This is a genomic window from Planococcus salinus, from assembly GCF_003719725.1.
Classification (GTDB): Bacteria; Bacillota; Bacilli; order Bacillales_A; family Planococcaceae; genus Planococcus; species Planococcus salinus.
On the sequence record NZ_RIAX01000008.1, the window covers coordinates 93,916 to 114,281 of the forward strand.

At 44.4% G+C, this 20,366-nt stretch carries 25 protein-coding genes; 12 read left to right on the forward strand and 13 right to left on the reverse strand.

What is annotated here, in order from left to right; genetic code table 11:
- Positions 1 to 128 precede the first annotated feature (128 nt).
- From EEX84_RS11635 to EEX84_RS11650, 4 genes are all read left to right on the forward strand, one after another.
- The gene (locus EEX84_RS11635) at positions 129 to 1,073 is read left to right on the forward strand and encodes a phosphoglycerate dehydrogenase (protein ID WP_123165866.1); all 945 of its coding nucleotides are present in this window, start codon (positions 129 to 131) and stop codon (positions 1,071 to 1,073) included.
- A 93-nt stretch (positions 1,074 to 1,166) separates the two neighbouring features.
- Positions 1,167 to 2,210 (forward strand): AbrB family transcriptional regulator, encoded by a 1,044-nt coding sequence (locus EEX84_RS11640; protein ID WP_123165814.1) that lies wholly within the window; start codon positions 1,167 to 1,169, stop codon positions 2,208 to 2,210.
- A 127-nt stretch (positions 2,211 to 2,337) separates the two neighbouring features.
- Positions 2,338 to 2,997, forward strand: coding sequence for a ribonuclease H family protein (locus tag EEX84_RS11645; protein WP_123165815.1), 660 nt, complete (start codon positions 2,338 to 2,340; stop codon positions 2,995 to 2,997).
- Positions 2,998 to 3,193: 196 nt separating this feature from the next.
- A complete protein-coding gene (locus tag EEX84_RS11650) occupies positions 3,194 to 3,679 on the forward strand; it encodes a DinB family protein (RefSeq protein WP_123165816.1) in 486 nt (161 codons plus the stop codon).
- 128 nt (positions 3,680 to 3,807) lie between these two features.
- Here the strand turns inward: EEX84_RS11650 and EEX84_RS11655 are convergent, their stop codons facing one another.
- Positions 3,808 to 4,956: an aminotransferase class V-fold PLP-dependent enzyme gene (locus EEX84_RS11655; protein WP_123165817.1), complete on the reverse strand. Its 1,149-nt coding sequence runs from the start codon at positions 4,954 to 4,956 to the stop codon at positions 3,808 to 3,810.
- Between the two features lie 61 nt (positions 4,957 to 5,017).
- On the opposite strand from EEX84_RS11655, the gene EEX84_RS11660 reads away from it, so the two are divergent.
- Complete coding sequence (locus EEX84_RS11660; protein ID WP_158599113.1) at positions 5,018 to 5,677, forward strand: Crp/Fnr family transcriptional regulator; 660 nt, start codon at positions 5,018 to 5,020, stop codon at positions 5,675 to 5,677.
- 198 nt (positions 5,678 to 5,875) lie between these two features.
- Here the strand turns inward: EEX84_RS11660 and EEX84_RS11665 are convergent, their stop codons facing one another.
- From EEX84_RS11665 to EEX84_RS11675, 3 genes are all read right to left on the reverse strand, one after another.
- Positions 5,876 to 6,235 (reverse strand): spore coat protein, encoded by a 360-nt coding sequence (locus tag EEX84_RS11665; RefSeq protein ID WP_123165819.1) that lies wholly within the window; start codon positions 6,233 to 6,235, stop codon positions 5,876 to 5,878.
- Positions 6,236 to 6,258: 23 nt separating this feature from the next.
- Complete coding sequence (locus EEX84_RS11670) at positions 6,259 to 6,462, reverse strand: spore coat protein (RefSeq protein WP_123165820.1); 204 nt, start codon at positions 6,460 to 6,462, stop codon at positions 6,259 to 6,261.
- Positions 6,463 to 6,554: 92 nt separating this feature from the next.
- Positions 6,555 to 6,833 carry a hypothetical protein gene (locus EEX84_RS11675; protein ID WP_123165821.1) on the reverse strand — a complete coding sequence of 93 codons (279 nt, stop codon included), beginning with the start codon at positions 6,831 to 6,833 and terminating at the stop codon, positions 6,555 to 6,557.
- A 177-nt stretch (positions 6,834 to 7,010) separates the two neighbouring features.
- Between EEX84_RS11675 and EEX84_RS11680 the strand changes: the two genes are divergently transcribed.
- On the forward strand, positions 7,011 to 7,940 hold the full coding sequence (locus EEX84_RS11680) for an aldo/keto reductase (protein ID WP_123165822.1): 930 nt from the start codon (positions 7,011 to 7,013) through the stop codon (positions 7,938 to 7,940).
- A 57-nt stretch (positions 7,941 to 7,997) separates the two neighbouring features.
- Here EEX84_RS11680 and EEX84_RS11685 read toward each other — a convergent pair whose 3' ends face one another.
- The gene (locus EEX84_RS11685) at positions 7,998 to 8,231 is read right to left on the reverse strand and encodes a hypothetical protein (RefSeq protein ID WP_123165823.1); all 234 of its coding nucleotides are present in this window, start codon (positions 8,229 to 8,231) and stop codon (positions 7,998 to 8,000) included.
- A gap of 262 nt (positions 8,232 to 8,493) precedes the next feature.
- On the opposite strand from EEX84_RS11685, the gene EEX84_RS11690 reads away from it, so the two are divergent.
- Positions 8,494 to 9,075: a TetR/AcrR family transcriptional regulator gene (locus tag EEX84_RS11690; protein WP_123165824.1), complete on the forward strand. Its 582-nt coding sequence runs from the start codon at positions 8,494 to 8,496 to the stop codon at positions 9,073 to 9,075.
- A gap of 37 nt (positions 9,076 to 9,112) precedes the next feature.
- A complete protein-coding gene (locus EEX84_RS11695) occupies positions 9,113 to 10,483 on the forward strand; it encodes an MATE family efflux transporter (protein ID WP_123165825.1) in 1,371 nt (456 codons plus the stop codon).
- 82 nt (positions 10,484 to 10,565) lie between these two features.
- Here EEX84_RS11695 and EEX84_RS11700 read toward each other — a convergent pair whose 3' ends face one another.
- The 3 genes from EEX84_RS11700 to EEX84_RS11705 form a co-directional block, all read right to left on the reverse strand.
- The gene (locus tag EEX84_RS11700; protein WP_240033970.1) at positions 10,566 to 11,018 is read right to left on the reverse strand and encodes an integrase; all 453 of its coding nucleotides are present in this window, start codon (positions 11,016 to 11,018) and stop codon (positions 10,566 to 10,568) included.
- A 2-nt stretch (positions 11,019 to 11,020) separates the two neighbouring features.
- Positions 11,021 to 11,155, reverse strand: a complete 135-nt coding sequence (locus EEX84_RS16745; protein WP_275669733.1) for a hypothetical protein — start codon at positions 11,153 to 11,155, stop codon at positions 11,021 to 11,023.
- A 125-nt stretch (positions 11,156 to 11,280) separates the two neighbouring features.
- Entirely contained in the window at positions 11,281 to 11,850 is a 570-nt protein-coding gene (locus EEX84_RS11705; RefSeq protein WP_123165826.1) for a TVP38/TMEM64 family protein, read from the reverse strand.
- A gap of 164 nt (positions 11,851 to 12,014) precedes the next feature.
- Here EEX84_RS11705 and EEX84_RS11710 point away from each other — a divergent pair, with 164 nt between their 5' ends.
- Positions 12,015 to 12,305, forward strand: coding sequence for a hypothetical protein (locus tag EEX84_RS11710; protein WP_123165827.1), 291 nt, complete (start codon positions 12,015 to 12,017; stop codon positions 12,303 to 12,305).
- A 79-nt stretch (positions 12,306 to 12,384) separates the two neighbouring features.
- Positions 12,385 to 13,617, forward strand: coding sequence for a cysteine desulfurase-like protein (locus EEX84_RS11715; protein WP_123165828.1), 1,233 nt, complete (start codon positions 12,385 to 12,387; stop codon positions 13,615 to 13,617).
- A gap of 347 nt (positions 13,618 to 13,964) precedes the next feature.
- Here EEX84_RS11715 and EEX84_RS11725 read toward each other — a convergent pair whose 3' ends face one another.
- The gene (locus EEX84_RS11725) at positions 13,965 to 14,597 is read right to left on the reverse strand and encodes a class D sortase (protein WP_123165830.1); all 633 of its coding nucleotides are present in this window, start codon (positions 14,595 to 14,597) and stop codon (positions 13,965 to 13,967) included.
- A 54-nt stretch (positions 14,598 to 14,651) separates the two neighbouring features.
- On the reverse strand, positions 14,652 to 15,062 hold the full coding sequence (locus EEX84_RS11730) for an LPXTG cell wall anchor domain-containing protein (RefSeq protein WP_123165831.1): 411 nt from the start codon (positions 15,060 to 15,062) through the stop codon (positions 14,652 to 14,654).
- Positions 15,063 to 15,445: 383 nt separating this feature from the next.
- On the opposite strand from EEX84_RS11730, the gene EEX84_RS11735 reads away from it, so the two are divergent.
- Positions 15,446 to 15,892, forward strand: a complete 447-nt coding sequence (locus tag EEX84_RS11735; RefSeq protein WP_123165832.1) for a HEAT repeat domain-containing protein — start codon at positions 15,446 to 15,448, stop codon at positions 15,890 to 15,892.
- Between the two features lie 235 nt (positions 15,893 to 16,127).
- On the opposite strand, the gene EEX84_RS11740 is transcribed toward EEX84_RS11735, so the two are convergent.
- The gene (locus EEX84_RS11740; protein ID WP_123165833.1) at positions 16,128 to 16,904 is read right to left on the reverse strand and encodes an alpha/beta fold hydrolase; all 777 of its coding nucleotides are present in this window, start codon (positions 16,902 to 16,904) and stop codon (positions 16,128 to 16,130) included.
- 124 nt (positions 16,905 to 17,028) lie between these two features.
- Positions 17,029 to 17,610 (reverse strand): biotin transporter BioY, encoded by a 582-nt coding sequence (locus EEX84_RS11745; protein WP_123165834.1) that lies wholly within the window; start codon positions 17,608 to 17,610, stop codon positions 17,029 to 17,031.
- 201 nt (positions 17,611 to 17,811) lie between these two features.
- Between EEX84_RS11745 and EEX84_RS11750 the strand changes: the two genes are divergently transcribed.
- A complete protein-coding gene (locus EEX84_RS11750) occupies positions 17,812 to 19,413 on the forward strand; it encodes a glycoside hydrolase family 13 protein (RefSeq protein WP_123165835.1) in 1,602 nt (533 codons plus the stop codon).
- Positions 19,414 to 19,435: 22 nt separating this feature from the next.
- Here the strand turns inward: EEX84_RS11750 and EEX84_RS11755 are convergent, their stop codons facing one another.
- The gene (locus EEX84_RS11755) at positions 19,436 to 20,149 is read right to left on the reverse strand and encodes an NAD-dependent protein deacylase (RefSeq protein WP_123165836.1); all 714 of its coding nucleotides are present in this window, start codon (positions 20,147 to 20,149) and stop codon (positions 19,436 to 19,438) included.
- Positions 20,150 to 20,366: the final 217 nt, after the last annotated feature.

The following is a 20,366-nucleotide window of genomic DNA, read 5'->3' on the forward strand; positions in this document are numbered from 1 at the left end:
AAACAGCCATAAAGTGATAAAATTGATAAATGGCTGAATAATTGATTAAATGGCTTTATCTTTTGATACGGGGCATGACTTGGAGTTCAGCGATGAAAAAAGCAGAGAAGGATATTGGAGGAACAGGTATGAAGTTGTTGTTAATGTTGAGGGACCCTTTTTATGAAGCAAACCCAGGCCTTATGGAAACTTTAACAGAGTTTGGTGAAGTAAGAACATTGTATACAGACGAAGGGATTGATAAAGAGACGCTGAAAAAAGAAGTGAAAGATGTCGATATCATCCTTGTAGCTGTCGTGAAGATCGATAAAGAAATCATCGATGCTGCTCCGAAATTAAAGTATGTCTTAAAGTATGGGGCAGGATATGACAACATTGATGTGTCTTATGCAAACCAAAAAGGAATACGCGTAACAAACGCCCCGGGTGTCAATGCACAATCTGCTGCAGATCATGGGTTTGGCTTACTGTTGTCGGCAGCAAGGGAAATTCCACGGAAAGACAAAGAGATGAAAAACCGGCAGTGGGAACTGACGATGGGGTTTGAAATACATAACAAGAAACTTGGCATTATCGGATTCGGGGCCATTGGACAAGCATTGGCCAAGCGTGCGAAAGGTTTTGATATGGAAACGATTGTCTATGGCAATTACCAAAACCATGCGGCGGCGGAAGCGTTGAACGCTGTATTCGTAGAACGCGAATATCTATTCCGGGAAGCGGATTTCATCATGGTTGCGACTTCGCTGAGTGACAGAACAAGGCATCTGATCAACAAGGAAACATTGTCCTGGATGAAACCGACGGCGATTTTGGTTAATATTTCCCGTGGACCACTGGTTAACGAAGAAGAGTTGATCGAAGCGTTGCGGAACAGGCAGATCAAAGGTGCCGCTTTGGACGTTTTCGAACAAGAGCCCGTGACAAATGAATTGCCGCTTCTTGAAAATGTAATCGCAACACCGCATGTCGGCGGAGCCACATATGAATCGGTTGCAAGGATTGGAGAAGTTTCTGTGTCCAATATCCGCAAATTTCTAAAAGGGGAAGAACTAGACTTTGAAGTACACTGATTAGGTGGAAGGCTGTAAAGAAATTTCAGAAGACAGGCCTAAAGGCGCTGTAATAAAAAAATGACATTTGCATAAGAGAAAGAAGATGACTGAATGAACTTTATCCAGATGGGAAAAGCTTTTGCAGCAGGACTTGCTGGAGCTTTTCTGTTTACTGTAATCGGTGCACCGATGCCGTGGCTGCTGGGTCCATTGTTTGCTGTATTGCTCATCCAATTATTCACACCCATTTCGTTGAAATGGCATACTCGTTTTCGCAATGTAGGGCTGGTCATTGCAGGATATGTCATCGGCTTTGCCTTTACTTTGGAAGCGATACAAGGAATGAAACAATATTTTCTTCCCATGCTCGTTGTCAATATCGCTTTCTTTCTGTTATTTATCGTCATCAGTTATTTGATGGCGAGCCGGACAAAAGTGGATTACGGCACTGCTCTGACTTGTTGCGTGCCGGGTGGATTGTCACAAATCATCACGTTTGCAGAAGAGCAAAAAGGCATCGATTTGACGGCTGTGACGTTTTATCATGTGCTGAGGGTCTTAATGATTGTGGCGATTGTTCCTTTTATGGTGGCCAGTGGCGGATCTCCCCATGTCGAAGAGCCGGTTGAAAGTCATTATTCCTTTTATTTGATTGTGTTATTGGTGATTTGTTATGGTTCAGGGTCATTGTTCAAGAAATTCCACGTACCGACCGCTCATCTTCTTGGACCGGTTTTTTTGATTATGTGTTTGAATCTGGTGAATGTGGAAGTTCCTGTATTGCCTTCCTCCCTGCTTCATGTGGCGCAGATCTTCATCGGCATATATATTGGGCTGCTGTTGAGAAAGGAAAATATCAAGCTGACGCCACGGCTTATTTTTTATTCGTTTTTCTCAGGCGCACTCCTGATTGCCTTTGCTTTTGGTTTGAGTTTTGTTTTACAAAGCCAGTACGGCCTTAGTTTTTCCACGAGCTTTTTGAGCCTGGTGCCAGGAGGTCTGGACCAGATGGGAATTATCGCAGCTTCGGTACATGCGGACGTTACAGTGGTCACTGCTTTTCAGCTGTTTCGCATTCTGTTTTTGTCGGTGTTCATCGTTCCGTTGGTGAAAGTTGTCATACGCCGACGCCAGAAAGCAGCTGAAGCGCTGTAATGAGCAACCACGAAAACGTGAAAAGTTTCATTCTCTAACAGAGGATGGAACTTTTTATTTCCTTAGATTGTTTAGCCCAAAAAGGAACGGCAATAGAACAGATACAAAGCAAAATGGAGGTAATGAGATGAAACTTCGCATTGAATGGACATATAAGACACCCAAAGGGAACGAAGCTGTGTTTTTATCGGATGAAATGCCTGCAGCACAGGCATTGCTGCTTGTGGAAGACATGGAACGCACAGGACGGGTAAAAACAGTGGCATTCCATGACCGCTTCGACAGTACCTGGACCGTAAAAGAACTTCGAAACTATTTAAAAGGGATTGAAACGGAACCGCATAATGTGGAGGTTTACTTTGATGGAGGGTTTGACAAGGCAACAAAGCAGGCGGGCCTGGGGTGCGTCATTTACTATGAGCAGAACGGGAAAATGTATCGATTGCGCCAGAATGCTGCAGTTGATGATCTGCTGTCAAATAACGAGGCGGAATACGCGTCATTTTTCCTCAGCCTTCAGGAACTTGAAGTATTGGGTGTCCATGACTTGCCGGTCCGTTTCATAGGAGATTCCAAAGTGGTGATCAATGGGCTGGGTGGAGAATGGCCGGTTATGGAAAAAGAATTGAGCCGTTGGGCAGATCGGATAGAAGAAAAAATGAGTAAGTCCGGTATACAGCCTGAATACGAACTCGTATCACGAAAAAGGAATGCGGAAGCGGACCGTTTAGCGACACAGGCTTTAAATGGAATTGATATCACTGGGACAATGGAGCTGGAGAAATAAACTGAGAAGAAATAATTGTTTGGTGAGAAGGGAAGTTTTTCATTTTGTCACAAAATTATCAGAAATTTTAAAATACAGCTTGTAATTTTATGTTACCATTGTGTAAAATTGCTGTTAAGCAAAGTTTTCACCATCAATTTGGCAGCTTCAATTACTTAACAGGTAGAATTTTCTATGCGGAGAGGCGGGGGACACTATGCAGACAATTTTCTGCTATAACTGGACGGTAAGAAAACAATGGTATGAATGGTGTGAAAATCTGCCCGAAGAGGAATTATACCGTCAGCGTACAGGGGGAGCCGGCAACATTTTACAGACCTTGTTTCTTATTGTGGAAATGGAATGGAGATGGATCCGGTTGATTCAAGGAAAATCCTATTTCCGGAGAAGTTTTTCCAGGTACAATTCCTTAGAGAAAATAAGAGAGCTCGACAGCCGTTGTCGACTGGAGGTAGCAGCGTTTGTTGAAGGATGGGAAGACAGCATGGAAAATCGCCTTTTACAAATCGACCCTGCGTTAAAAGGAAATGCAGATGTCAATACATGGGGGCAAGTGATGCGTTATATCATAGCTCACCAAATCGGGCATGTAAGCCAGTTATCTGCCTGGGCGGAAGATGTGAATGTGCATACCGCCTCGTCTTATCAAACCAGCAAAGAACTGAGGACGGTGGATCTTTAGTTTTTTTGAGAGAAAGCCGGCTCTGTGGAAGATTCCGCAGAGCCGGCTTTTTTCTTGTAAAATCGGTGTGCTCCGCCTTCGCTTCGGCGGGATTGTAATGAACCTTCCTGCACAGCTTTCAGAAAAGGTCAGCTTGTGGTGCTTCCTTTTTTCACTGATTTTTTTAATTCGTTCACGGCTGTCCGGATGTCTTCGGACGTATTGTAATAATGAGGAGCGATTCGGATCACATCATTCCGCGCAGAGACGATGATGCCTTTTGCGGCCATCAGTTTTTCAACTTCGCTGGCATTTTCAGCATACACAGCTGTGGTGGAGCCTTTTTCCTGCGCGGCAAAGGGACTCCGATTAATCAGCCCTGCTTGTTCAATCTCCTGTGCTGCCACGGTTGACAGCTTTTCCAGATGCCGCTCAACTGTGGGCATATCCAATTGATGCATCAGAGTGAGGGCGGCTTCTGCAGCAAAGCCGTTGATCATGGGGAATGTGCCTGAATCGAACCGTTTGGTTGCCGGTGCATAATCGTTGCCGCGGATATCAAAGGCAAACGGATTGGCCTGGCCGAACCAGCCGGTGATTCTCGGAGTCAAATCCTCCACAATATCTTTTTTTGCATACAGGAAGGCAATGCCAGGAATGCCGAATCCATATTTCTGCATCCCTGCGGCTAAAAAGTCGACATCCATTTCTTTTACGTCAATAGGCGTTTGGCCAAATGATTGATAGGCATCTATAAAAACATAGCCGCCTTTTCTGTGAACCATATCACTGATCCGCTGCAAGTCCTGTTTATAACCGTTATAAAAATTAACATGGGAAGTGGAAAACAACAGTAAGTCATCCGGCAGGTGCTGTTCATAATCTGAGCAGTCATTGATGCCCTGTTCGTTCTTCTCGAAAAACTCCACTGTAAATTGCGGTTCTGCCGAGCGCCAAACGTGACCGATTGTCGGGAAATCAAATTCCGTTACAACGATCCGGTTTCTTCCGTCCGCAGGTTGCAGACTGGTGGAAATGGCGGAAGCTGCGTGGGAAACGCTGCTGACAATGGCAATTTCATCGACAGCCGCATTGATTTGCCTGGCAAAAAGCTTTCTGGCGTTTTCACAGGCCGCCATCCAATTGTGCCAATCCATGCCTTTTTCTTCCCATGATTCCAGGTAAGCATTGACGGCGTTTTTCACGGAAAAGTGCATGGCACTCTGGGAACAGCTGGAAAGTTGGATCTTGCTTTGGAAGATGGGAAATTCTTTTCTGAAATGTTCTGCAGAAGTCATCTTTATTTACCAACCTTTCTGGGATAAGATGAATTTAGTACTTGTAATGGGAGTGGTGGCAATGTTGAGAGAACTATCGCCGTGGCTTGATAACACGGATTGTGACTGGTCGTCGGTATACCAATATGGAGTTGAGAAAACAATTGACGTAAACGAAACCATCTACTCGGTGGGGCAACAAGCTTCAGATGTTTATATCATAAAAGAAGGCCGTGTGCGGCTTTTTCATACTTCAAGTGACGGAAGGGAAAAAGCGTTGCTCATCATGTGCGGAGGAACAGTCATTGGAGATTCCAATCTGCATGGCAACTATTTTGAAAATGCCATCACAGCTTCAAAAACGACGTATATCAAAATGGAAGCTTCGCTTTTTGCTTCAATAGTGAGTGGGAAAGAGGATTTTCTCCCTCAATATACGGCTTTTCTGAACCGAAAAGCACAAACGCTTGCCATTTTGAATTTACTGGGTGCCTATTATGATTCGGAAACACGTATCCGCTATACGATGTTTCACCTGGCAAATCAGTTTGGACAGCCTTCGGAAGAGGGGGCTGTTAAGATATTGATGCAGTTTACGCAGCAGGAACTGGCAGATTTGATCGGCACAAGCCGAGTTACAGTAGCTAATATGATAAATTCTTTTGTACATCAAGGGCTCATAGAAAAGGAAGGGCGTTCTTACATTATCCCCTCCGTGGAAAACCTTCTGCCCGTAGAGTAACAAATGATTTTCTTCAGTCTATGGAAAAAGAGCTGTACATACTATAAAACGTTTTACAAAAATGAATGATTATTCATTTTTTGCTGAAGGAACAGCTGAAGCAATGAAGAAGATTTTTAAATAAAGAAAAAGGCCTTTTCCAGGAGCCAATGCTCGTGGAAAAGGCCTTTTTCTTTGGAAGTAAGCCATGACAACTTATTATTTTTTCGATGTCTTTATGGCCATGTCCGCTTTTTTCAAATCGTGTTTGACTTGTTCTTCGATGTCATAGGCATGATACATCTCATTTTTGATCATATACTGGGCAATTTTGTCATGCGTATCGATGGCATTGTCCAATTCCCGTCGCAGCACCTTCTTCACTGAAGGAGTCGCTGTCTCTGTAATTGCAATTGCCAGATTGCGGACACCCGCCTTCGCGGTAACGAGTAAGTCAGTAGCGATGACTAAATCATCAATGACCGCGACATCAGGCAATTCCTGTTTTGTCTCTTTTTCTTTGTTCTTCTGTTTTTTCTTCTCTTTGTCTTTTTGTTTTTCACTGTCTTTTTTCGCCATAAGATCCTTCCTTTCCAGTTGAATTATTCTTTCTCCGAATCAGCCAAAATCTTCCGCAGATCCTTGATCGCTTTAGTGGAGAGTTCAAGGTCTTCCTGTACAATTTCCTTCAATTTGTCGTCTTCAATCAGGTCGACGAACAGCTTGCTCTTGGCGACGCAGGCTGTCTTAAAAGTCAGCACTTCGTGCACTTCCAGTTTTTCATGCATTGCAAGTTCTTTAGCCATGTAAGGTCCTCCTCGAATGTAAAAGATTATCGAAACAGTATTCATTACCCGTTCTCAGGCAGGTTAAGCGTCAGCAGGAGTTGTACTGAACTTTATGATTTTCCTTCGACACCCAAATCGTGATGTGTTTGGGGATAACCCATCCCCACCCATTCAGAGCGGTAAGCGGCATCAAGTTCAGTCAGGCCTTTTTCAGCGGGATCCATAGGGGCGTTCGGGCTTTCCGTTTTATCCACTTCAGCACTGTTCCGCATATCGTGGTCATTATAAATCCATACTTTCTCTTTTCTTCTTTTGTTAGCCCGAAGCAAAAGAATGGTGGCAATAGCGCTGCCGGCATAAAACAGATTAGTTTTGGTTTTTCGTCGCATGGCGGTTCCTCCTTAATAAAGTAATGCTGTTTCTCTTCTCTTCCCTGTTCCTGAAAAAATAATCATGACCGTTTGTTTACAAAGAAAGCAAAGAGGTATAGGAAAAGTATGTGAATAAATCTGAGCGGAAGCGTTCTCTACTATAAAAAACAAGCAGCGGAAAGAAAGGGTGTTAGAATGAAATTTTCTACATTGAAAAAGACGGATATTCAAATTTCTTCTCTCGGACTTGGAACGAACGCAGTCGGAGGACATAATCTTTATGACAATCTGAACGAGGAACAAGGAAAAGAACTGGTGCGTGCAGCACTGGAGCACGGCATCAACTTTGTCGATACGGCAGATGCCTACGGAAAAGGGCGTTCCGAAGAATTGGTCGGCGAAGTGCTGAAGGAATATGACCGGAATCAGTACGTCATCGCCACAAAAGGCGGCAGCGATTGGCGCACCGGCACCCGAAACAATGATCCAACCTATCTTCGCAATGCGTTGGAAGACAGTCTTCGGCGACTGCAACTCGATTATGTGGACTTGTATTACATTCACTGGCCCGATGAAAAAACGCCGGTCAAAGAAGCGATCGCTGAGCTTTCCCGCATGAAAGAGGAAGGGAAGATCAAAGCAATCGGCGTTTCCAACTTTTCGCTCGAGCAATTGAAAGAAGCCAGTGCGCATGCGGAAATTTCAGCAATCCAACTGGAGTACCACATGCTTGACCGGAAAATTGAAGACGATATTCTGCCTTATTGTGTCCAGAATGATATTTCCATAGTACCTTATGGACCTTTGGCTTTTGGTATTCTGGGCGGACGCTATACCAAAGATTTTAAGTTGGAGGAAGGTGATTGGCGCAACCGTGTTCCTTTGTTCCAAGAAGGGAATTTCGAGAAAAACATTGAAATTGTGGAACAGCTGAAAAAAGTGGCCGATAAGAAAGGAACGGATGTATCAAACCTGGCATTGGCTTGGCTTCTGGCACAACCAGGGGTGGATGCGGTTATTCCTGGAGGAAAAAAGCCGGAGCAGGTTCTGTCGAACATCGAAGCATCAGAAATTGAATTGGAAGCGGAATTGCTTGAGGAAATTGATCAAATCCTGGCCGGATGACAAAAAATGAAAACCGTCTTTATCCACTGAGCGGATAAAGACGGTTTTTTCTATGCATCAGGAATTTTGTTTCTGGTTGATGTGCAGGTCGATCAAAGCGGTTGCTTTGTCGATGCTGTCAATATACTCGGTTGTATGTTCTTGAAGGAAGACGATTTTCAACGTAGAGGTGTTTTTCACACAGGAAACCGCCACTACGTCTTCTTTTTCATTGCTGAAAACTTGAACAATATTCACGGTGTTGTAACGGCATACCGTCTCGAGCAATTCTTTAATGCTTTCAGTGGACATGAGCATCCTCCTTCTATATGGAAGTATCAATACACAAGAAGCAAGATAATATATGTTAAATACTAGAATATCATATTTTAAAAATGTAATACTATGTAAATTTAACTTGTAATCAAAGTGTAACATAAAGATCTGAAAATTACGACAATATTTTAGTTTAACACTCTTTTGAATCGGCTTTATAAACAAAGAAAATGCCCCGATTGATTAACGCTTCAAAGCCTGCTACAATAGCTGACGAACGGTCGTCAGGAGGGAAATGATGAGTTCTCAATTAATAAAAGAAGCCGCATTGAAGTTATTTGCGGAAAATGGTTACGAAGGAACGTCTCTGGCACAAATTGGAGAAGAAATCGGCATGAAAAAACAATCGATTTACTCGCATTTTACAAGTAAAGATGACTTGTTTTTAGCCGTTTTAGAAGATGCATTTGTTGTGGAACAGCAACATAAACAGGATTATTTGAAACAGCATTTGGATGAACCGCTGCATGATTTCTTAATAAAAACGCTCTACAGGTATATTGAAAGATTCCAGGATGACAACCGCCTGAAGTTTTGGCTGCGTGTTTCTTTTTTTCCGCCCGCTCATTTATACGAAGAAGTCATGAATTATTTGTACAGGTATATCGATCAGGTCGATTCTTTGTATTTGAAACGTTTCCAACGGGCAATTGAACTGAACGAAATTAAAAAAATTGAAGCTGACACAGCAAATATGGCTTTTTCTGCGTTGATTGACTCGATTTGTGTCGAACTCGTCTACGGAGGAACTGAACGAAGTGAAAAGAAATTGCAGGCTGCCTGGCAGGTATACTGGGCTGGGATTTCCTCAGTATCCTGAATAAAGAACTGGACTTTCGAAAGATGGAGGAAGATGTATGTATCATGCAGAGTCGCAGAAAGAAAAAATAAGTTTATTTCTCTCGATCGTATGGCCGCTCATGGTCACACAGTTAAGCCTGTATGCCATGAATTTAGTCGACACGATGATGTCCGGACGAGTCGGTACAAACGATTTGGCGGGTGTGGCAATCGGGTCCAGTTTATGGATGCCGGTGTTCACGGGCGTCAACGGAATTTTGTTGGCAGTTACGGCCATTATTGCCCAATTGTCGGGGAGTGGCCAACGGCATAAAATCACCTATTCAGTAACACAGGCGTTGTATCTGGCTGTCGTGGTCGCTTTGCTGGTCGTGCTGGCAGGCAATTTGTTTTTGGATTCCATCCTGACATTCATGGGCCTGGCGCCCGAAGTACATCACATCGCGTTCCACTATTTACTTGGGTTATCACTTGGCATTATTCCGCTGTTCCTGGCGAATGTGCTGCGTAACTTTTTCGACGGACAAGGCTACACCAAAATCACCATGTATATTACGGTATTGGCAGTGCCGTTTAATATCCTGTTGAACTATGGCTTGATCTTCGGAAATTTCGGACTGCCTGCGCTCGGTGGGATCGGTGCCGGTTATGCGACGGCTTTTACTTATTGGATCATGCTGGGGTTCAGTATCTGGATGACGTTCCAACTGCCGAAAGTCAAAAGTTACGGGATTTTCACCAAATGGCCGTTGCCATCCTGGAAAGCGTGGAAAGAACAGCTCACACTCGGAATTCCGATGGGACTGTCGATTTTCTTTGAATCCAGTATTTTTTCGATGGTCACTTTGCTCGTGGGAATCATGTTTTCGACTGTCACCATTGCGGCTAACCAAATTGCATTGAGTTTCACCTCGCTAATTTTCATGATTCCGTTAAGCATTTCGATGGCATTGACGATCGTCGTCGGTTATTCGGTCGGCGGAGGGAAATACCAGGCTGCCAAGGAGTACGGTAAACTGGGGGTACTTGGGGCCGTTGGCTTTCTGGCGGCAGGCGCTGTGTTCCTGTTTTTCTTCAGAGAGTCGATCGCGTCTCTCTATAGTCAAGACCCGGAAGTCATCGTATTGGCGGGGCAGTTCTTTATCATCGCGATTTTTTATCAATTATCGGACGCTATGCAAGCCGGACTGCAGGGAGTGCTTCGGGGCTATAAAGACGTGCAGCTGCCGTTTCTCATCGCGTTTACTTCCTATTGGGTAATCGGCATTCCGGTCGGCTATTTGCTGGCTGCTTTTACAGGACTTGGACCATTCGGATTGTGGATCGGTATCACCATCGGGTTGACATGCGCCGCCGTCGGTTTTTTCACGCGCCTGCGCATTGTTCAACGAAGAGTGGAATCAAGTGGCCAGCCTATAGCTGAATAAAATAAACGAAAGAGCCCTATCCAGATAGGGCTCTTTTCAGTGTCTGAACCAATGGGGTTCTATATTGTATAACAGCGATTCATCAAGCGATAAACTCTTTTTGAGCCGCAGTCAATTTCACATACAGCTGCAAGTCCCGTTGATATTTTTTCTCATAAGTCTGCAGGCTGTGGACTTTGACCTGTTCAAAGCTCTGTTGATCGGCAAGATGGTACCGCTCATTCATCTCTCTGGCGTTTGCCCAAGCGGCTTCTTCAAAGGCGATGTTCATCTTGTGTTCTTCAATTCGCATAGCAAGCAGCTCCGGGTGAGTGTATTGCTCTTCCAGCGGGTGCTTTTTTTTCATTTCGTATATTTCAATTGTTCTCGGCAATGAAGCCTGTAACGCTGGACGGTCGAGGGCATGCCCGAGCTCGTGCAAAGTCAGTATTTTGACATAAAGTTCAAGGGGGAGGGGAGCCGGCAATTCTTTGTTTGCCTGCTGTACACGCTGTACATCCACTCCGACGCGATGCTTAATGAAGTCGTAACTCATGTTCACCCCTGTTTTTTTGAAACCAATTCAATATCTATTCCAACTGTTTCTATAATCGATCGAATCCATTGTTCAATCTGTTTTTCTCTCGATAATTCACTCATGTGCTGCTGTCGTTCTCCTTGCTGTGGATTCATATGTGGCATCTTCTATACTTTAAAAGAAGTGCATACATTATTAGTATATGACAATAACAATGGCAATACAAGATTTGGTAATTAATTCCAAAATAAAAACACAGCACAGGGCTGTGTTTGTATGTTCATCTGTTCGAGTCAAGCGTGCGGGAATGGAGCCGTGCTTTGTTCAATTTGCCGGCCAGGCTGTAGATCAATGCCAGGGCAAGGAACAGGAGGGCTGTCGATATCCAGGACAGTTCCGTTATGATTTGACCGAAAGCCGTATAGACCACAGCGGGAAGAATGACACCCAATACCGAATAATTCATATATTCCCTGAAGGATTTTGTCGATTCCATTAAATACAGTGAAAGCAGGTGGAAATGAACGAAAGGCATAATACGCAAAATCATGACCTGGCTTACTGAAATGGTACGGTCTTGAAACAATTTCTTTTTCAGTCGGGACATTTTGTGCCGGAATTTCGGAAATTTATTGACCAGTATATAGGAAATCAGCGTCATCAGTGACAATCCGACAAAAGACAGGATGGCTCCTTCAAAAAAACCGAACAGTACACCGCCCGCAATACAGACCACGATTACGGGAAGAAACAGGATTGGCCGGAGTACATGAAGCAGGATAAACAAAAAAGGTGCCAGCCAACCGGCACTGTGGATCAAAGATTCAAGAGATTGATCGAATTGCTCCATACTTTCTCCTCCCGGTAGGTGATTGCTAATACGTCAGGATATGCGAATAACCGAAAAAATGCAACAAACTAGGTTGCAACGTTTGACAGTTGAAAAAATACTTCAAGACCCGTACGGTTTACGTATCTTATATTTTCAGAAAAAAAAGAAAAGGAGGGGTTCAAATGAAAGAAACCCGCTATTCATGGAAAAGCTATTCTTTTTTGGGGGTCAGTATTGTGGTATCTCTGGCGATGATCTTCATTGATTTTCTGGTGTCAGTGCTCCATACCGGAATGGAAGTGATTCTTGTCTACACGATTTTCATCGGGTCACTTGTTTCCTTGGGATTGGCGGTCCTGACGTTTTCAGACAAACGGGAAAAAAAGAAGATGGCCATTGCCGCCCTTTTGTTAACCATCATCAATGTAGGTGCCATCGCTTACTTTCTGTGGTTTGGAGGACAATATGTATGAAAATTTGAAGAGTTTTTCAGTGAGCAGGGGGAAATGGCAAGGTTTTGAAGAATATATTTAATAAAGGAGATGGAATTAGATGAAAACAACAGAAACGATTTTTCCGATTGAGCAAGTAAGACAGCAATTTCCCGCTTTGCAAAGAACCTATAAAGGAAAAAATGCGGCCTATTTTGATGGTCCCGGGGGCTCGCAGGTCATCCAATCAGCGATCCAAGCCATCGCTTCCTATATGGAGCGAGGCGGTGCGAATCTGCACGGCGCTTATCCTTCCAGCTGGGAAACGGAACAAATCATTGCGGACGCGAAAAGCGCTGTCAGTGATTTTTTGAATGTCCAGGAAAACGAAGTGGCGTTTGGCGCCAACATGACGACATTGACCATCGCCATCGCCAATGCACTTGGCAAACAATTTGAGCCCGGTGACGAAATTGTCGTCACCGAAATGGACCACCGTGCAAATGTCGATCCGTGGATTATGATGGCAGAAGACAGGGGACTGACAATACGCTGGATTCCTGTCAACACGGATACGTTGACACTTGAACTGAAGGACTTGGATCAGCTCATCAATGAAAAGACAAAACTGGTGGCTGTCGGACTTGCTTCCAACGCCATCGGGACGATTGTAGACATCGAACCGATTGTGAAACGCGCAAAAGAAGTCGGCGCATTAGTGGCGGCGGATGCCGTACATGCGGCGCCTCATATCCCGATTGACCGTGACAAACAGGGAATCGACATCCTGTTGTGTTCCGCTTACAAATTTTTTGGGCCGCATGTCGGAATTGCGACCATTAAAGAAGAAGTGTTTAAAAATCTGAACCCTTATAAGTTAACAACGGCACCAAGCTATTATCCGGACAAACTGGAAACCGGCACACAAAACCACGAAGGCATTGCGGGCATCCAGCCGGCTATCGAGTTTTTTGAAAGTTTCGGTGAAGGAGATACGAGAAGACAACGCATCTTAACAGGAATCGAACAAATCGAAGCTTATGAAAATCAATTGGCCAAACGCCTGAGAGAAGGACTGGCTGCGATTGATAAAGTGAAGTTGTATGAAGCAGGGCCAGACGTTCCGAAAACACCGACCATCGCCTTCCAGGTCACCGGTTATACACCGGAAGAAGTTTGCAAAATTATGGCTGAGCAGCATGGCATCTTCGTTGCTTTTGGTCATTTCTATGCATCGACATTAGCGGATCGCTTGGATGTGACTAAAAACGGGGCATGGGTCCGGGCAGGCCTTGCACCGTATAACACATTGGAAGAAGTGGAGCGGTTTATACGGGCTGCGGAAGAATTGTAATGAAGGAGTCGAAAACCAGTGGAGCAGGACGGAATGCCGTGAAAATACAACCATTGATCTTACTTAGTCTTTCGATCAGTGCGGTGACCATGGGCCTGTTTGCGTACTTGAATTATGCAGAGGGTCATTCTGGATACGGATTGATATTTGTCGTTTTGTGTCTGTTCTTCGTAGCTTTTGTCGTGTGGGGGTTAATTAGAAACCACAGGTTGAAGTGATGCGAAAAGAAGGCGGAAGAAAGGGAAAAATCTTTAGGGTGTGCTTGTAAATTTACAATGAAACAAGAAAGTGGCTCGGAAATATCCTGATGCGGATTTCCCGAGCCACTTTTCATTTCGCGTAATCATTTACTCATTCAGCTTTTTGTCCTTTGTCGATATCAACTTCGCTTGGACAATATACCGATCTGGAGCAAATCCAATGTAATCGAATGGATAACAAGTGGTTAAAGTTAAAGTTGAGCTGTCTTTTTCTACAATTACTGTACGATCGTGCTGATCAGTAATCCATGTGTCCGTTATTTCGTATACATAGATTTTATCTTCGTACTCTACAAGCAGCTCATCTTTTTTCTGCAGTTCCTGCAATCCGGTAAATACCGTATCGCGATGGCCGCTTAACACCGTGTGGCCATGACCCCCTGGTACGGTAGTCAGATCGCTGACAAACATACCTACACCTTTTTTCAAAGTAGCATCGTCCGCTCCCCAATAAACAGAATACTTTTGCTCAATTTTTGGAATGAGCAGAACAGCTGTTTTTTCTCCTGGTTCACGGCTGATATCCGAAGTAAAGAGGGGAGAAGGATCTGGTGGGGGCGGCATAAGTACTTCAGGCTCTTTTACCATTTCTTCGTATGTTTCAATTTCTTCTTCGGTAAGATCTTCAGCAGCTGTTTGGCCTGTATACCACTCAGAAAAGTGATAAAGCCCCATAACCACTCCTGTAATGATTAGAAAGATTCCTAACCACTTTCTCATGCAATATCACCTCAAAGGAAAACGGCAGGGGATTCCTGCCGCTTTAAATTCACTTTAAGCCATTTGTTTCTTCCGGCGGAATAAAAGAAGTGAGCCCATTCCGGCAGCGCCAGCTCCAAATAACATCATCAAGGGGCCATTTGAAGCGGTATTAGGCAAAGCTGCCCCTTCTTCAGCATCTTCTTGCTCTTCACTTGTTCCTTCAGAAGCGCCGTTTGTATCCTGGCTAGCTATGTAGTTATCGTATTCACTCTGACTTACTTCGCAAGCTAAACCGTCATTGTCTCTGTCAAGATCATGGGGGTCATTATCAGGACCATAACCATTCGCTACCCAGAACTCCAGAACTTCCTCATGGCTGCTGAAATCTCCGCAATCCATGTCGCCATTGTCTGCTCCGACACTTAGAGTGGAGCCCATTACCAGAAACAATCCCGCAAAAATTCCTGCAATACTCTTTTTCATCTTTTAATTCCTCCATTCCCATTATTTTGATGACACTTTTTTATAATATATTGAATTATCTAAAACTTCAATAGATTTACTGCTTTTTTTTATTATTTTTCAAAGAAAAGCAGTAAAGTTGGAATCAAATCTTAAGGGCGGAAGAGTTAAAAGTATGCGGGTAAAAAACACAAGCGCTTTTCTATTACTCAAAGATAGAAGTTCTTACGGCTCTGGTTCTTATGTGATGCAGGAAACCTGTTCGAAGACACTGCAGTAATACATGTTTTTAACTGTATAGTGGTCACGGATAATGATACACTACAATAAGAGCTGTAATTTCGTACAGGAAATGCAAGCATCCATTTTCCGCAAAGGAAAATGACCAAAGGAGATTGAATGGTTTGAAGCAACAACAGAACACGAACAACCTGCCGCCGAATTACGAGGAATTGAAAAAAGCCGCCAACCGGACAGCTAACTGGAAAGAGCGTTTGGCTGCGGTCGAAGAGCTGGGGAAATGGAAAAGTGAGCAAACCATCGATATTTTGCTTCACCGGATGCAACACGATCCGGTTCGCCAGGTGCAAGTGGCAGCTTACGAGAGTTTGAAGGACTTGGGAGAAAACGTCCATCTTCCGGAACCTCATAAATACGAACTGATCAAAGGCACATCCAAAGCGATGCTGCGTATTAAAAAAAGCCTGCCGGCCGATCACAGTTTTGAAGACTTTGAAGCCAAGCTGCAGAAAACGCGTGTAGACATTTACGACACGTATAAAGGAGACAAAGGCGAAGGTTTTGACCAATGGTTGAAAGACCAATGGCAATCGATGCCAGGGAAAAAATAAAAGAAGTGGCTCATCTCCGTTTTTTCAACGGTTTGATGAGCCGCTTTTTTTATTGGGCAAGAAGATATAAGTTTCCAAACTTGAAAGGGCTTTGTAAATTAGGTATTTCCTGTCCCGTCTCCAGTGCCCAGCTCTTCGGGTCCTAAGTCACCCCAGCTGTGTGGCAAAGAACGCCACTTCGCTGGTTCGCCTTATGCCTTTCAGGGCTGAACGGGCACTTCCGCTTTTCTTTGCATCAATCTTCCAGGAAATTTTCTGCAATGCCAAGAAACAGCCGCGCCTGTTCCACGTTGGGTGCATGGCCTGAGCGCTTGAATTCCATAAAGGTGGCGTTGGGAATCAGAAAAGCCGTTTCGCGCCCTTTTTCAGGCGGATTCAATCCATCATGCCTGCCGCTGATCACCAGTGTCTCGGCCGTCACTTTGCGGAGCTGTTCCCGGAAATCGAAGCCTTTTAATGCCTGCGCCGCAATTTCCTGCTCATTGATGGTCAATTGATTGCTGTTGTCAGCGGTTTTCTTCAGCCATTTTCCAACAGCCCGCCGATTATGAAAAATATACTTTGAAGCTTTGTTCATTTTGTCAATCGGATTCAGGCCGCTCAATTCTTCTTTGTGTTTAGCGAACAATTCGGCTGTAGAAGACTGCACCCCATGCGATTTTGTAGCAACAAGAAGAAGTTTCTTGACGCGATCCGGTTCTTCGATCGCCACTCCCTGTGCAGTATAACTGCCCATGGACACGCCGATGATGCCAACCGACTCCAATTCCAGATGGCGCAGCAGCGCAACAGCATCCTGGATATGATCTTCCAACGAATAAGAGTCCGACTTGGCGGAATTGCCATGGCCGCGCGCATCCGGTGCGATAATCCGGTAATTCTTTTTGAAAAAATCGATTTCCCTGTAAAACATGGCATGATTGCTCGTCAAGCCATGCAGCAGCAGTAAAGCCGGACCTTCTCCAATATCTTCGTAATAGATTTCTGTCCCGTTTGAATCAAAAACAGCCATGCACATTCTCCTTTGCACTGTACAGATTAAATCTTTCTATCCTTCCAGTATACCCAAAAAAACAAAGTCTTAAAAATGAGCATACAAAAACCGATTGGCCTTCGATGGCAATCGGTTTTTTCTGTTATAGATATTTCTGAATGATTGGTCTGAGCCGGTAGCCGAAAACACCCGCCAGGACAGAAAGGATTAAATCTTTCGGCAGCGGTGCGGCCATCCAGGCCCACGCCATTTGATAAGTGAATCCTTCCGGAGCGGCGAACCACAGCTTATAGGCTGCATACATCCAATTTGTACCAACGAAATAATTGATGAAGAGCCCCGCTAATGCGGCTGCGATGAACCCTTTGCGGGACAGAAATTTTTCTGCGATGAAACCCACTGCATATGCCAATAAAATAAAAGAAATGACAAAACCGAATGTGGGACTGATCAGCGTATCCATGCCTCCTGAAAATTGAGCGAAGACCGGTGCGCCTGCCAAACCGATAAAAGTATAGACAATCATGGCAAAAGCGCCCATCCGGCTGCCAAGCAAGATGCCAGCCAGGATAGCAAAGAAGGTTTGGAGGGTAATTGGGACGCCCCCGATAATCAGGAATGCTGAAATATTGGCCCCGATCGCCATCAGCGCTGAAAACATGGCAATATGTACTAGTTTTAACGTGCGTGTATGATTTGCTGTTCTGGATACTGTGGTGCTCATTTGACTCCTCCTCAACCAGTGATAATGCAATTATAGAAAAAATGAAATTTTAAGTCAACTTAATTTATGTATTGGTTAACACAAAGCAAAGAGTGAAAACATACTGCTCTTTCATTTGTTTATTTCTTAACTCTTTTTCGGCAATTCATGTCTCCTAAAAAGAGAAGAGCGGGTATACCTATCATAAGGGAGGAGAGGCGTATGAAAGAATGGTGGAAGAACGCGGTGGTTTACCAGATTTATCCGAGAAGTTTCAAGGATTCAAACGGTGATGGAATCGGGGATTTGCAAGGCATCATCCAAAAACTTGATTACCTGGAAGAGCTGGGCATCGACGTGATCTGGCTGTCACCGGTCTATGATTCGCCCAACGACGATAACGGGTACGATGTCCGTCATTATCACAAAATCATGAAAGAATTCGGCACAATGGATGACTTCGATGAACTGCTCGAAAACGTGCATAAAAAAGGTATGCGGCTGATTATGGATCTGGTGGTCAATCATACATCAGATGAGCACGATTGGTTCCGGTCCCGGCCGGACATGTATATCTGGCGTGACAAGCCGAACAACTGGCGTTCGTTTTTTGGGGGCTCTGCCTGGCAGTACGATGAAGCACGTGGACAGTATTATTTACATTTGTTTTCAAAAAAGCAACCCGATTTAAACTGGGAGAAAGAAGGTGTCCGCCAAGCAATCTATGCAATGATGCGCTGGTGGCTGGATAAAGGAATTGATGGATTTCGGATGGATGTCATCAATATGCTGTCAAAAGATCAGCGTTTTCCGGACGGACCGGCAGGTGACGGCACTGCTTATTTCATCAATGGGCCTAAAATCCATCATTATCTGAAAGAGATGAACGATGAAGTGCTTTGCCATTACGACATTGTAACGGTGGGAGAGACTCCGCAGACAGGTCCTGAAGAAGGGTTGCGCTATACCAGTCCGGAAAGCAGGGAATTGAATATGATTTTTACGTTTGAACATATGGGGGTGGATCAGGAATTGGGTAACAAATGGCAACCCCGAACCTATTCGTTGGTTGAATTGAGGAAAATCCTGGAGAAATGGCAATCGGCTTTTCAAGAAAAAGGGTGGAACAGCTTGTATTGGAACAACCATGACCAGCCCCGGTCAGTTTCCCGGTTTGGTGATGATCATGTATACCGTGTGGAATCGGCCAAAATGCTGGCGACTTGCCTGTTTTTCATGCGCGGAACCCCTTTTATCTATCAGGGAGAAGAATTGGGTATGACCAATATTCAATATGAAGGCATTGAAAAGTATAAAGATATTGAAACGCTCAATCATTATCATGAGCAGCGGAAGCAAGGCAGGAGCCATGAGAAAATCATGCAGGAAATTTATCGCAGAGGACGTGACAATGCACGGACGCCGATGCAATGGACAAGCGGGCCGAATGCCGGTTTTACCACAGGCGTTCCATGGATTGACATCAACTCCAATTATAGAAGCATCAATACTGAAAGCCGCCATCATCCACAATCAATCTTCGCCTATTACCAAGCACTTATCAGTCTCCGGAAAAAGCTTCCTGTCCTCATTGCAGGAGACTTTATGCTTTTTCACAAAGAAGATGAAGAAGTTTTTGCCTATGAAAGAAAGACAGAGACAGAGCATTTAATCGTTTACTGCAATTTTTCAACAAACACAAGAAGCTTTGAACAACCGGACGGAGAGGTCCTGATCGGCAATTACAGTAAGCCGGCCAGAGGGAAAAGACTCACGCTGCGGCCATATGAAGCGCTTGTCTTTTACCGGCAATCAGAAACTTAGCCAGACAACAGGTCTTATTCACTCACTTCAAAAGTCCATCCCACTCTTCCAGCACTTCTCCAATATTACGCTCATGAATGACTTCATCTGCATAATCGTCGAACGGAGTGGACTCCCGGTTAACAATGACGAGCCGTGCTCCGTTTTCTTTGGCGACCAGCGGGAACTGATTGGCTGGTGAAACGGACAGTGATGAACCGAGCACAATGAATAAATCAGCTCGTTCCGCTTCCTGCAAAGCCATGTCAAACGGGTCTCCAGGCAGCATTTCTCCAAACAGCACAACAGACGGACGCAGTAAACCGCCGCATGTACAACGGGCTTCTCCGTCCAAAAATTCTTCGCTGTTGTAACTGGTGCCACATGATTGGCAATGGACTTTTTGCAGTGTACCGTGAAGTTCTGCTACGTTTTCGCTGCCTGCCTGCTGATGAAAACCGTCGACGTTCTGTGTGATGATTGACTGGACAAGTCCCTGCTTTTGCCATTGAGCCAAATATCTATGGCCTTTGTTTGGTTCAAATTCTTTTACTCCGAGCACCCGTTTCCGGTAAAAGTCGATGAATTCTTCAGCATTGTCGTTCAATGCCTGGACACTGGCTACCTGGCTCGGATCTTTTTGTTGCCACAAGCCCTGATTTGCTGAACGGAAATCAGGAAGGCCGCTTTCAGTCGACATCCCGGCACCGGTGAAGACGACGGTATAATTTGCTTCGTTCAACCAGTTTTTCTTCATCCTTCGCTCACATTCCTTTCTGTTTTGCAAATTTTCCTTTGTTCATGTCATACCACTTGTATAAGAAGGGTAACCAAAAATATGGAAGATATTAAAGGGAAAAACAATGAGAATATTGAAATAACTAGTGAAGGCGAAATAATGGAATTCACTTTTCGCATTGTCCAGTCTGCAGAAAGCGTCCGCTGTAATGAAATTTAAAGACAACGGGCAGCAT